11 protein-coding genes are annotated in these 11,962 nt (G+C 64.9%); 1 reads left to right on the forward strand and 10 read right to left on the reverse strand.

The features are described from left to right. The first annotated feature begins 28 nt into the window (after nucleotides 1–28). Nucleotides 29–955, forward strand: coding sequence for a hypothetical protein (locus EG850_RS12440; protein ID WP_124973954.1), 927 nt, complete (start codon nucleotides 29–31; stop codon nucleotides 953–955). Between the two features lie 369 nt (nucleotides 956–1,324). Here the strand turns inward: EG850_RS12440 and xerD are convergent, their stop codons facing one another. The 10 genes from xerD to EG850_RS12495 are packed head-to-tail and all read right to left on the reverse strand — an operon-like array spanning nucleotide 1,325 to nucleotide 11,760. Next, nucleotides 1,325–2,290 (reverse strand): site-specific tyrosine recombinase XerD, encoded by a 966-nt coding sequence (xerD, locus tag EG850_RS12450; protein WP_124973958.1) that lies wholly within the window; start codon nucleotides 2,288–2,290, stop codon nucleotides 1,325–1,327. After that, complete coding sequence (locus tag EG850_RS12455; RefSeq protein ID WP_124973960.1) at nucleotides 2,287–2,952, reverse strand: NUDIX domain-containing protein; 666 nt, start codon at nucleotides 2,950–2,952, stop codon at nucleotides 2,287–2,289. The genes xerD and EG850_RS12455 overlap by 4 nt, the downstream gene beginning before the upstream one ends. Nucleotides 2,953–2,961: 9 nt before the next feature. Continuing rightward, a complete protein-coding gene (locus EG850_RS12460) occupies nucleotides 2,962–4,767 on the reverse strand; it encodes a CTP synthase (protein ID WP_124973962.1) in 1,806 nt (601 codons plus the stop codon). Then, nucleotides 4,712–6,445 carry a DNA repair protein RecN gene (gene recN, locus EG850_RS12465; RefSeq protein ID WP_124973964.1) on the reverse strand — a complete coding sequence of 578 codons (1,734 nt, stop codon included), beginning with the start codon at nucleotides 6,443–6,445 and terminating at the stop codon, nucleotides 4,712–4,714. Before recN ends, EG850_RS12460 begins: the two co-directional genes overlap by 56 nt. Beyond that, nucleotides 6,446–7,372 (reverse strand): NAD kinase, encoded by a 927-nt coding sequence (locus EG850_RS12470; RefSeq protein WP_124973966.1) that lies wholly within the window; start codon nucleotides 7,370–7,372, stop codon nucleotides 6,446–6,448. Then, nucleotides 7,369–8,235 (reverse strand): TlyA family RNA methyltransferase, encoded by an 867-nt coding sequence (locus EG850_RS12475; protein ID WP_235829327.1) that lies wholly within the window; start codon nucleotides 8,233–8,235, stop codon nucleotides 7,369–7,371. The genes EG850_RS12470 and EG850_RS12475 overlap by 4 nt, the downstream gene beginning before the upstream one ends. Further along, the gene (locus EG850_RS12480; RefSeq protein ID WP_124973968.1) at nucleotides 8,228–8,428 is read right to left on the reverse strand and encodes a hypothetical protein; all 201 of its coding nucleotides are present in this window, start codon (nucleotides 8,426–8,428) and stop codon (nucleotides 8,228–8,230) included. The genes EG850_RS12475 and EG850_RS12480 overlap by 8 nt, the downstream gene beginning before the upstream one ends. Beyond that, the gene (locus EG850_RS12485; protein WP_124973970.1) at nucleotides 8,425–9,480 is read right to left on the reverse strand and encodes an HAD-IIA family hydrolase; all 1,056 of its coding nucleotides are present in this window, start codon (nucleotides 9,478–9,480) and stop codon (nucleotides 8,425–8,427) included. The genes EG850_RS12480 and EG850_RS12485 overlap by 4 nt, the downstream gene beginning before the upstream one ends. Nucleotides 9,481–9,490: 10 nt before the next feature. After that, nucleotides 9,491–10,546: a tetratricopeptide repeat protein gene (locus EG850_RS12490; protein WP_185715073.1), complete on the reverse strand. Its 1,056-nt coding sequence runs from the start codon at nucleotides 10,544–10,546 to the stop codon at nucleotides 9,491–9,493. Nucleotides 10,547–10,584: 38 nt separating this feature from the next. Further along, nucleotides 10,585–11,760: a hypothetical protein gene (locus EG850_RS12495; RefSeq protein WP_124973972.1), complete on the reverse strand. Its 1,176-nt coding sequence runs from the start codon at nucleotides 11,758–11,760 to the stop codon at nucleotides 10,585–10,587. Between the last annotated feature and the right edge of the window lie 202 nt (nucleotides 11,761–11,962).

Consider the following 11,962-nt stretch of genomic DNA (forward strand, 5'->3'; position numbering starts at 1 on the left):
GACACCTGTTTGACTTAGTCTGAAAAGCATGCTGATCGAGCGAGCGCGCGGATCGCGCTGGCTTATGGCCGGCGCGCTGGGAAGCGTCGCCCTATTGCTCATCGGTATGTTGGCGGTGATCACTAGCCTTCTCGAGCCCGGCCAACGCAAGTCGATGCAAGAGGCGCTCATCCGCGAAGCCGTCGATGATTCCGCGATCGCGGCGAGCTACGAATTGACTCCGACCGCGACCGCGGGCGTCTCGAATGTTGAATTAACCGTGCGTCTCGCCCTCGAACCGGATGCTGACCAAGCTGTTGCCGGACGCCTACTCACGACCCTGTTTGGTAGCGAACTCGATGTCGCCGCCGTCGTGTACATCTTTGGCGATGCACACGAATTGCGCGCAAATCGACTCGAGCGTGATCCCGCCGAGTGGACTGAGCTCGTCACCTTCGTCGGCTCGCTCGAACCGAACACCGCAGAATTGACCCAGCTCGGACCGGCTGGTGTCGCGACGTACCGCCTCGACGTTGCCGCCTCCCAAGCTGATCCCGCGCTCGGGTATGAGCGACTCACGTCAGCTGAGCGACCGGAATGGCTCTCATTCGGCCACGTCGTCGTGCAAACCGAATCGGGTCAGTGGCCGAAGCGCACGATCGACGCCGGGCGTCCCCTCACCGAGGCTGAGCTCAAAGAGTTCCGTCGACTCGATGATGAGCTCGCGAAGACGCTCAAGCCCGACGAGAAGTATGCGGTGAGCGTGGTCACTGAGCTCGGCAACGAGGTTGCGAAGTTCGATACTCGCGTGATTCCAGCACTGAAGGGCCCGCAGATTAGTGAGGAGCCGACGCCGGGGAGCGATCTGAGTGACCGGGGCAAGGCCCCCGGTGAAAGCTCGGGCACGGGGAATGGCTCGTCATCACCGTCCGCACCGTATTCGCCAGAGGAACCGTCGGGGGTCGGGGCCGGTTGACCCAGCCCCCGCGCCCGCGCCCGCACCGGCGCCCGCCCCAGCACCGAGCGAGAGCAATAACTCAGGACCCGCACCTTCGCCGTCCGACCCAGGCACTGGCACTGGCACGAGTACGGGTGGCGGCTCAGATCCCTCCCCGAGCCTCGAACCGTCTCCGTCTCCCGGGACCTCCGCACCCGACGGCAACGTCAACCCCAACGGCAACGCGAACGCGAATGGCGGCACCAACGGGCAGGGCTCCACCAATAGCTCGGGACACGGCGGCCGCCCCGACAATACGGCGAACGCTAACGCAAACGAAAACGCGCAGTAGCTCGCCGTAACCGGCATCCTGAGCGCCCAGGCAAGCGCTCCGCAGCGCGGATATGCCTAGCGTGCTCGCGGATGCGCGGTGGCGTACATCTCCCGCAGCGCCTCTGCCGTCACCTTCGTGTAGATCTGCGTCGTTGACACCGAGGCGTGGCCAAGCAGTTCCTGCACGACGCGCACATCCGCCCCGCCCTGCATGAGGTGCGTGGCAAACGAGTGCCGCAACACGTGGGGCGACACGTGCTCGGCGAGTTCGGCACGCTCGGCAATGCGCTGAAGAATGTTCCAGGCCGCCGTGCGGCTGAGTCGCTTCCCGCGCACCCCGAGGAAAAGCCCGGGATCGGCCACCCCGCGGGCCGAGAAAATCGGCCGGGCGCGCACGAGATACGCGTTCACCGCATCCTGGGCATATGAGCCAAGCGGCACAACGCGCTGTTTCTGACCCTTACCACGTACGCGCACCATATCGCGGTCGATGACGTCATCAACACTGAGCGCCACGGCCTCAGAGATTCGGGCACCGGTCGCGTAGAGCAATTCGAGCAGTGCCCGATCGCGCAATTGCACCGGGTCATCTCCCCCGGCCGCCTGCAAGAGTCGCTCGACCTCACCGATCGTGAGTGCCTTCGGCAGTCGAGACGGCAGTTTCGGGGTCACCAGGTCAACGGTGACATCGTCGCTCACGTCGCCCTCTTCTTCGAGAAAGCGGTGCAGACCGCGGATGCTCGAGGCGGCACGGGTCGTCGACGATGCCGCGAGTGCCAGGCCACCTTCGGCGACCGGGGTGCGCAACCAGGCGATGTGTTCTTGTACGAGACCCGGGGTGACCTCGGCCGCATCGGCAATATCGCGCTCAGCGAGCCATTCCTGGTAGCGGGCGAGGTCGCGACGGTAGGCGCCAAGCGAATTCGTCGAAAGCCCGCGCTCGATCGCGAGATGCCGCAGATAGCGGTCGGTCGAGCGAGCGAACTTGCTTGGCCGCGGTGCTGGCTGCTCTGGAACGTCGTTGGCTGCGTTCGCGGTCACTTGTGCCCGCCGTCCGCGAGTGCCTTCGGCAGCACGCGGGGGCCGGTCGGACGCGTGTCCCACTCGGTGTCAGCAGGACGCAAGGTTGACCAGCCGCGTCGACGCGCCTCAGTTGCCGCGAAGATCGCCTGCAGGGCTGCCGGGTTGTGCAGGTCGCCGCGCATGACCGCCTCCAGTGCCTCATCGAGCGACACCCAAGCGATGACAATATCGGCCTCTTCAGCCGTGCGCTCGAATGGTGCAAGCGAGGTGAGCTCTCGAGCAAGATAGATGCGGATGGACTCGCTCGAGCCGCCCGGTGACGTCCAAAAATCAAGCAGGAGATCCCAGCGAGCCGCTGCCAGATCGGCCTCTTCCGCAAGCTCACGCTTCGCGGCCGCGAGCGCGGATTCGCCCGGTGCATCAAGCAGCCCCGCCGGCAGTTCCCAATCACGCGTGCGTGCCGGGTGCCGGTACTGCTGCACGAATAGCGCCCGATCATCCTCGTCGAGGGCGAGGATGGCCACGGCGCCGGTGTGATCTACGAACTCACGAGTGAGCGTGCCTTCGCCATAGTCGAAGGTCTCGGATTCGATGTTCCAGACCCAGCCACGAAAGACCGTGTTGGCCGATTGCACCTCTTGGGTAACTGGCTCATCGCGAAACTGCCGTGGCTCGGTCATGGTGTGTGCCTAGGCCACTGAATCGGTGGAGTCAGCCCCGGTGACCTCGGCGTCGTCTATCTCGACGAGACGGCTCGCCGCCTGACGCTCGAGCGCTGCGGCAACGAGTCCGCGGAAGAGCGGGTGCGCGTGGTTCGGACGCGACTTCAGCTCGGGATGCGCCTGGGTCGCCACATAGTACGGGTGCACCTCGGCAGGCAGCTCGACAAATTCAACGAGCGAACCGTCGGGTGACGTGCCCGAGAAACGCAGACCAGCGTCGGCGATGGCGTCACGGTAGGCGTTGTTCACCTCATAGCGGTGACGGTGGCGTTCGGTAACGGTCGTGGCACCGTAGGCACCGGCCACCACTGATCCTTCGTCGAGCTTCGCCTCGTACGAGCCAAGACGCATGGTGCCGCCGAGATCGCCGCCATCAATAATGTCGATCTGCTCCGCCATGGTGGCAATCACCGGTGCGGTCGTCTCGGGGTCGAACTCGGTCGATGAGGCGCCCTCGATGCCGGCGACATTACGCGCGTATTCGATGACCATGCACTGGAGGCCGAGGCAGAGGCCAAGCACTGGGATGCGGTTCTCGCGGGCGAAGCGCAACGTGCCAAGCTTGCCTTCGATGCCGCGGATCCCGAAGCCTCCGGGCACGCAGATGCCATCGACGTCGCTGAGGTGTTCAGCAGCACCCTCGTGGGTCTCGCAGTCGTCGGAGGCAACCCAGCGCAATTCGACCTTCGCCTGGTTGGCGAAGCCGCCAGCCTTGAGCGCTTCCGACACCGATAGGTACGCGTCGGGCAGATCGATGTACTTGCCGACGAGTGCGATCGTGACGGTGTGCTTGGGGTTGTGCACCACCTGGAGCAACTGCTCCCAGTCACCAAACTCGAAGTCGCCGACGGGCAGACGCAGCTGCTCGATGATGTATTCGTCGAGGCCCTGCTCGCGCAGTGTTGCCGGGATGTCGTAAATCGACGAGAGGTCAGGGGTGTTCACCACCGCGCGCGAGTCAACGTCACACATGAGCGCGATCTTCGACTTGTTCGCCTCGGTCACCGGACGGTCACTGCGGAGCACCAGCGCATCCGGCTGAATACCCGCCGAGCGCAGGGCCGCGACCGAGTGCTGGGTCGGCTTGGTCTTCTGCTCACCCGAGGCGCCCATGAAGGGAACGAGCGAGACGTGCACGAAGAAAACGTTGTGGCGACCGAGTTCGTGTCGAATCTGGCGAGCCGACTCGATGAAGGGCTGCGACTCGATGTCGCCGATCGTGCCACCGACCTCGGTGATGATGACGTCGGGGCGGGGCTCTTCGCTCGCCTGCAGGCGCATGCGGCGCTTGATTTCGTCGGTGATGTGCGGGATGACCTGCACGGTGTCACCGAGGAACTCGCCGCGACGCTCGCGGGCGATGACGGTCGAGTAGACCTGACCGGTGGTCACGTTCGCCGCTGCGGTGAGGTCGACGTTGAGGAAGCGCTCGTAGTGCCCGATGTCGAGGTCGGTTTCGGTGCCGTCTTCGGTGACGAACACCTCACCGTGCTGGAACGGGTTCATCGTGCCCGGGTCGACGTTGAGATAGGGGTCAAGCTTCTGCATCACGACGCGCAGGCCGCGCGCGGTGAGCAGGTTACCGAGGCTTGCCGCGGTGAGTCCCTTGCCGAGTGACGAGACGACACCGCCGGTCACAAAGATTTGCTTGACCGGAGTATCGGTCGGAGTTGAACCGGAGCCAGAAAGAGTGTCGTTCACGGGGTTCGATCCTATCTCACGAAGCGGCAGTCGGCGCAGTCTCGGCGGCGAGGCGCAGGAGCTCCTCGGCATGGGCTCGGCCGGTGCTCGAATCGCTGAGCCCCGACAGCAGGCGCGTCATTTCGGCGACGCGCGCTTCCGCATCCAATTCGGTGATCGACGACGACGTCACTTCGCCGTCGGTCGACTTTTCAATGCGCAGGTGGTGGTCGGCGAAGGCGGCCACTTGGGCGAGGTGCGTGACCACGACGACCTGGCTCGAGCGGGCGAGCCGCTGCAGCCGAGCGCCAATTTCGAGCGCTGCCGCACCACCGACACCGGCGTCGATCTCATCGAACACGAGCGTCGGCACCGGATTCGCGCCCGCAAGCACGACTTCAAGGGCAAGCATGACTCGGCTGAGTTCACCGCCTGAGGCCCCCTGCGCGAGCGGGAGCGCGTCGCTGCCGGGATGCGGACGCAAGCGGAACGAGATGCGGTCCTGACCGTGTCTGCGGATCTCCCCCGCCTCAGTCACGACGACTTCAAACCGCGCGTTGGGCATCGCGAGCATAACAAGTTCGTCGCTCACGCGAGCGGAGAGTTCATCGGCGGTGGCGCGGCGAAGCGCCGAGAGCGATTCGGCCGCGTTCTTGAGGGTCGCTTCGGCCTCGGCAACTTCTTCAACCAGCACCGGGATGCGGGTGTCATCACCGGCGAGTTCGAGCAGTCGGGTGCCGGCGTTGCCGTACGCCTCGAGTAGCTCCTGCAAGGTGAGCCTGCGATTGCGCTTGAGTTCTTCGATTGCCGCGAGTCGGTCATCGAGAGCTTCGAGTTCGCCAATGCCCTCGGTGTCGAGGTCGGCAAGATACCCGGCGAGCAGGGTCGCGAGTTCGTCGACGGCATAGTCGAGGTCGGCTGCGGCTTCGAGTGCGCGGTCAAGCGACGGGTCATTGCGCAATGAGCGCTCGATGCGCGAGTGCACATCGCGACTGAGATCTCGTAGCGAGCCGATCGGGGCATCGTCACCGGCGAGGATGCCGTGGGCTTCGCCGATCTGTGCGCGCAGCTCTTCGCGATGGCTGAGTCGTTCGATGCGGGCGAGCAATTGCGAGTCTTCGTCGGGTTGCGGATCAACCCGCTCAACTTCGTCGACGAGCTCGCGCAGGTCGACACGCTCAGCCTCGCGTGCTTCGGCGCCGGCCTGCAATTGGCTGAGTTCGGCGCGCAATTCGGCGAGTCGATCAAAAGCTGTCGCCACCTCGGTGAGGGCAATTTGGGCGGCGCTTCCAGCGGCGGCGTCGAGTGCGGCGCGCTGCGCGGGCTCTTCAATGAGCCGCAATTGCTCCGATTGGCCGTGCACCGCAACCAGCCGCTCCCCTGCCTCGGCAAGCCGGCTCGCGGGCACGCTTTGTCCGCCGAGCCAGGCCCGGGATCGTCCGGTTGCGGCGACCTGGCGTGCGATGAGGAGGTCGGCGCGTGGGGTGCCGTCGTCGCCCTCGTACCGTTCGATTTCGCCGCCGGCGTCGTCGACGAGGTCAGCAATTGCGCCAGCTGGATCGATCGTCACCCGAGCATCAACCTGGGCCCGCTCGGCACCCTTGCGTACGGAGCCAGCTGAGGAGCGGCCACCAAGAAGGAGCCCGAGCGCCGTGACCACCATGGTCTTGCCAGCGCCGGTTTCACCTGTAATCGCGGTGAACCCCGGGCGCAATTCGAGGCGGGCTCGGTCGATGACACCGAGTCCGCGGATCTCGAGATCGTCGAGCATTTAGCGCGGCCCCCGCCAGCCGACGATCGGCAATTGAAACTTCTTCACAAGCCGTGTCGTAAACGGCGCCTGATGCAGGCGGGCAAGTTTCACCGGCTGCTTGGAACGGGTGCCAGTGATACGGGTGCCACTTGGGAGTTCGAGACTGCGACGGCCATCACACCAGACAACTGCGGCCGAGCCATCGCGCGGATGGATTTCCAAGCCGATCACAGAGTCGGGTGCCACGACGAGCGGCTTCGCAAACAGGGCATGCGCCGAGACCGGCACGACGAGCATGGCTTCAACCTGGGGCCAGACGACCGGTCCCCCAGCCGAGAACGAATAGGCGGTCGAGCCGGTCGGTGTCGACAGCAGCACACCATCACAACCGAAGCTCGACAGCGGTTCGCCGTCGATGTCGATGACCACATCGAGCATCCGCTCGCGATTGCCCTTCTCGATACTCGCTTCGTTGAGCGCCCAGCCGGTCTTCTGCACGCCCTGCTCATCCTCAACAAAAATGTCGATCGCGAGACGCTCTTCGACGTCGTATTCGCGTGCGGCGACACTTTCAATGACGGCGATGAGTGAGTCGCGTTCGCTTTCGGCGAGGAAGCCCACATGCCCCAGGTTCACGCCGAGCACTGGCACATCGCCCGGACGCGCAATCTCAACTCCGCGCAGGATCGTGCCATCGCCCCCGAGCACGATGACGAGTTCACAATCGCCAATCTCGCAGTCGATCGTGAGGAGTTGCACGCTCTCGGGCAGCGGCTGCGCATCGTTCTCAAGCAGTTCGCACTGCGAGTCATCTTCGAGCACCGGCACGATGCCACGCTCATCGAGCATGCGGATCACATTGAGCGAGGCTTCGATCGCTTCTTCGCGCGCGAAGTGGCTGATGATCAAGACACGACGCGCCTCAGCGCCTGGTGTTTGCGTCATGCCGTTCCTCCCGCGACCGTCGACCGAATGTGATCCTCCCATTGTTGCTGATTTCGGTTGACCGGTGCCCTGCCGCTCTCGCCGTCACTGGAATCGTCGGGCCGGAACCAGGCAAGAAACTCTCGATTGCCGTGCGTGCCGGTAATCGGCGAACGCACGAATCCGGCCAGTGCGAGACCGCACTCGGTGGCTTCACGCACCACGTCGATGGCGGCGTCTGCGGCTACCGCGGCATCGCGCACGATGCCACCGCTGATTTGCGTGCGGCCGACTTCGAATTGGGGTTTGACGAGGAGTACCGCATCGCGCAACTGCGGCACGCTGGCGCGCATTGCCGGCACGATGTGCCGCAGCGAGATGAAGGAGATATCACCGACTACGAGGCCGATGTCTGCGCTGGTGAGTGCCGGGCGGTCGCCTCGCTCGGCACGTATGCGTCGGTCAAGTTTCGTCGCATCGAGATAGCGCGCATTCTCGCCCTCGATGTTCGTCACTCGCACGTCGGAGCGCAGAATCGGCGCGAGCTGATCATGGCCGACGTCGAGCGCAATCACCTCGCTCGCGCCGCGTTCGAGCAGCACCTGGGTGAAGCCACCTGTCGAAGCACCGAAATCGATTGCGACTCGACCGGACGGATCAATTTCGAACTCGTCGAGTGCGACCAAGAGCTTTTCCGCGCTTCGAGACACGTAGGCGAGCGCCTCACGTACGCGCAATTGGTCGGCATCGCTCACTGTGCGAGCGGCCTTGACGACAACCTTGCCATTGACTTCGACCTGGCCGTCAGCAATAAGGCGCGCAGCAGCGGTGCGACTGCGCGCCAACCTTCGGCTGGCAAGCGCGTGGTCGAGGCGTTCAGTCACGCTCGCGATCCGCATCAAAATCGAGCGGTTCATCCTCGTCGTCAAGCGCGCGACGCAGCGCCTCAAGCTCGGCATCGTAGGCGGCCGCGCGCTCGGAGAGCGGCACCGTGCTGAACCGGTCGGATGCACGCGACTCGTGGCCGGGCTCTGTCACGTTGCCCTCAGCCTCGCTCGACTGCAGGTCGTCGGTCACTCGGCATCGCCCTGCCGGTAGAGCGACTCGGGAATCTCGAGCGCATAGATGAGCTTGTCGGAGTTCCAGATCGCCGCGCAGGCTGCCCGCAGCAAATCAAGCTTGTTCGAGCCCTTGGAGCGGATGCGCAGGCTGATTCCTTCGAGCGTGCACCGCTCGTTACCAACGCGAGCGTCGACAACCTCCGATTCAGGATGCTCGACCACGACGTTCGGGTACGGCTCGTCAAGACCGCGCAGATCGTCAACGATGAAGTCGGGTCGGTCTTCCGGACCGGCGGCGATGAGTTGCTTGGCCTGATCGACACCAGTGAGCACGAGGGCCGAAGGAATGCCGGCGCGATTCGCCCCGCGAATATCGGTATCGAGCCGGTCGCCGATCATGAGTGGCGCGTTCGCACCGAAGCGCGCCACCGCGGCCTCGAACAACGGCGTCTCGGGCTTACCGGCAACGAGCGGGAGCTTTTGCACTGCCGTGTGGACCGCCGACACGAGCGTGCCATTGCCGGGAGCAATGCCGCGTTCGCGCGGAATTGTCCAGTCTTGGTTGGTGGCGACCCACGGGATTTCGCGCGAGAGCGCATACGCAGCCTCAGCCAATTGCAGCCAGCCGACCTCGGGTGCGAAGCCCTGGATGACCGCATCCGGATTGTCTTCGGCCGAACGGGTAATGCGGAAGCCCGCCTTGGTGAGTTCGTCGACAAGCCCGTCGCCGCCGACGACGAGGACAAGCGCTCCGGCTGGCACGTGCTCGGCGAGCATCCGCACGGCCGCTTGCGGGCTCGTGACGACATCACTCGGCTCGGTGTGCAGACCGAGCTCGCGGAGGTGGCCCGCTACATCGGCATCGGTGCGCGCCGCATTGTTGGTGATGTAGCCAACTCTGATTCCCCGCTCGGCGAAGGCGTTGAGTTGTTCGACTGCGTGAGGTACCGCGTTGGGCCCGCGATACACCACGCCGTCGAGGTCGGCGAGCACCACGTCGACGCCGGCAATCGGTGCCGGGCCAGTGCCGGTGTCGTGATTGCCAGCATTGCGGCGGAACAGGGCCATTGCTCGTCTCCTAGAGGTCGAAGAGCGACAATTGCGTGTCGTCTTCGTCTTCGTCGTTCTTGGCTTCAGCGTCGGTGTTAGCGTCACCGTCACGGTCACCTTCAGCCTCAGCCGTGGCGTCGGCGACGACGTCGGTCTCGACGTCGGTCTCGACGGTAGCCGGAGCCTCCGACACGACAGCAGTCTCCTGTGCCGCAGCGTCGGCAGCCTGCTCGATTTCGGCGATGATCTCGTCGTACTCGGCCTTGATCTGCGCCTGCAGATCCGCCGGAGCTTCCCAATCAGCGGCGTCAGCCACCACTGGTAGGTCGTCGTCGGTCGGATCGTCTACATCATCGATTTCGCCGTCCACGTCAGTATCGTCGTCGGCCGCCACATCCATATCCGCATCCGCATCCGCATCCGCATCCGACGGTGTGGCAACCTCGTCGTCGCGCGACGAACTCTGCGACTCCGTGTCGAAGCCCTCCTCCACATCACCCGGTTCCCACTCCGGTGCGTTAGGGTCGCGCTCGGTGATGATGTCGATGGTTTCGAACTCATTGTGTCCGGCTGCCTCGAGCGCACGTTCGGCACGCTCAGCGGCCGTCTGCCACGTTGCGGCTTCATCTGCGCGACCAAGTTCTTCGAGAACCGCAGCATAGGCAGCGAAAAGCGCCGGGCTGTACGAGAACGCACGAGTTCGGTCGAGCTGCGGGATCTCGAGCTCGGCGAGTGCGAGTTCTGCCTGACCCTGGTCAAGTCGCGCACCCGACATGGCAATCGCGAGCTGCACCTGCTGATTCACTTCAAGCTTGTTGCGATCAACCGAGCGACCGAGTTCGAGCGCCCGGTCAGGACGGCCGAGTCCACGCTCGCAGTCGACCATGAGCGCGATTTCATCGTCGCGACCTGAGATGCGGCGATACGTGCGCAGTTCACGAAGCGCGAGTGCGTAGTCACCGATTGTGTAGGCGGTGATCGCGAGCGTCTCCCGCACCATGGCAATGCGGCCACCGCGACGGGATGCGCTCAGCGCATGCTCGTGCGCAAGTTCGGGATCTGTTTCGATGAGCGCTGAAGCCATGACGAGATGCCGCGCCACAAACTCAGCATTCTCCTTGGTCAGCGTCTTGAGCTCGACGCGAGCTGCGAAGGGCAGATCCTGCTCGGTAACCTCGGCGGGAATCTCCGGATCCTCGTGGAACTCGCGGACCGGCCGCAGTTCTTGCGGGCGCGAAACGACTTCGCGTTGCTCGTCTTCAGGACCGCGAGAGTCACGACGGTCGCGGCCTTGGAAATCACGTCCGCGGCTGCCACCATCGCGGTCGAAGCTTCGACGCTCATCACGTCGTCCGTCGCCGCCTCGCCGTTCTCCGTCCCGTCGTGCGCCATCGCTGCGTTCGCCGCCACGCCAGCCGCCTTCGCGACGTTCGCCGCCACGCCCACGGTTGTCGCGGTCATCGCCGTCGCGGCGCTGCCACTCGCGGCGCGGACCTCCGTCACGGCCGCTGTCACGACTGCCACGGTCGTCGCGACGCTGATAACCGCCGCCGCGCTGATAACCCTCACGACGCTCCTCACCGTCACGTCGCTGCTGGCCTTCACCGCGCGAGTAGCTACTGCGTCCGTCGCGATTGCCACCGCGGTCGTCGCGCTGACCGCCACGAGAACCGTAGCCACGACGCTCCTCACGTCCTTCCGAGTTACGACGGTCGCCGTAGCCTCGGCGTTCGCCATAACCGCCGCGCTCACCATCGCCACGGCCCTGCGCGCCGAAGCCGCGTTCATTGCGTTCTCCGCCACGTCGGTCCGAACCGTAACCACCGCGGCCTTCACCACGGCGCTCTCCACGTCCGTCCTGCTGGCGTCGGTCATCACCGCGATATGAGCGACGCTCACCATCGCCGCGGTTCCCATAGCCACGCTCAACGTCGCCGCGGCTGGCGTAGCCGCGCTCGCCATCTCGAGGCTGTCCCCCGCGGCCCTCGCCGCGATCGTCGCGACGCCCATAGCCACGACGTTCGCCGCCGCTTGAGCGCTCCCCTCCGGAGCGCTCGCCGCCGGACCAGTCACGACGACCATCGCGATTGCCGCCGCGGCGGTCGCCGTCACGCGAACCGCGCGGGCTCTCCCATCGATTTCCGCCGCCGGTGTCGCCGTCTCGGCGCGGACCGGACCGATAAGGCCGGTCGCCGCCGCGACCACCCCGGTCACCGCCGCCATCGCGCGCACCATCGAATCGACCCTGGCCACCGGAACGTCCTCGTCCCGATCCACCCGATGAACGGTTGCCGTCATTCCGACGGCCCTGTCCGTAACCACCCCTGCGGTTGTCTGCTGCCATGATCCTCATCCCTTCGACGGTGCGCTGTGGAGTTGTATTCATCAAGACTACTGGAAAAGCTTGGGTTATCGGAAAAACAAGAAAGCCCGGAGCCATAAGGCTCCGGGCTTTCTCTACGTAAAGTTCGGCGGTGTCCTACTCTCCCACAAGGTCCCC

Source organism: Gulosibacter macacae (genome assembly GCF_003865375.1).
Lineage (GTDB): Bacteria > Actinomycetota > Actinomycetes > Actinomycetales > Microbacteriaceae > Gulosibacter > Gulosibacter macacae.

What these genes read in the sequence shown, in the direction of transcription:
- EG850_RS12440 (WP_124973954.1), top strand. Translation starts at nt 29, where the DNA reads ATGCTGATCGAGCGAGCGCGCGGATCGCGCTGGCTTATGGCCGGCGCG.
- EG850_RS12455 (WP_124973960.1), bottom strand. Translation starts at nt 2,952, where the DNA reads ATGACCGAGCCACGGCAGTTTCGCGATGAGCCAGTTACCCAAGAGGTG.
- EG850_RS12460 (WP_124973962.1), bottom strand. Translation starts at nt 4,767, where the DNA reads ATGCCGAGGAGCTCCTGCGCCTCGCCGCCGAGACTGCGCCGACTGCCG.
- recN (WP_124973964.1), bottom strand. Translation starts at nt 6,445, where the DNA reads ATGCTCGACGATCTCGAGATCCGCGGACTCGGTGTCATCGACCGAGCC.
- EG850_RS12470 (WP_124973966.1), bottom strand. Translation starts at nt 7,372, where the DNA reads ATGACGCAAACACCAGGCGCTGAGGCGCGTCGTGTCTTGATCATCAGC.
- EG850_RS12485 (WP_124973970.1), bottom strand. Translation starts at nt 9,480, where the DNA reads ATGGCCCTGTTCCGCCGCAATGCTGGCAATCACGACACCGGCACTGGC.
- EG850_RS12490 (WP_185715073.1), bottom strand. Translation starts at nt 10,546, where the DNA reads ATGGCTTCAGCGCTCATCGAAACAGATCCCGAACTTGCGCACGAGCAT.
- EG850_RS12495 (WP_124973972.1), bottom strand. Translation starts at nt 11,760, where the DNA reads ATGACGGCAACCGTTCATCGGGTGGATCGGGACGAGGACGTTCCGGTG.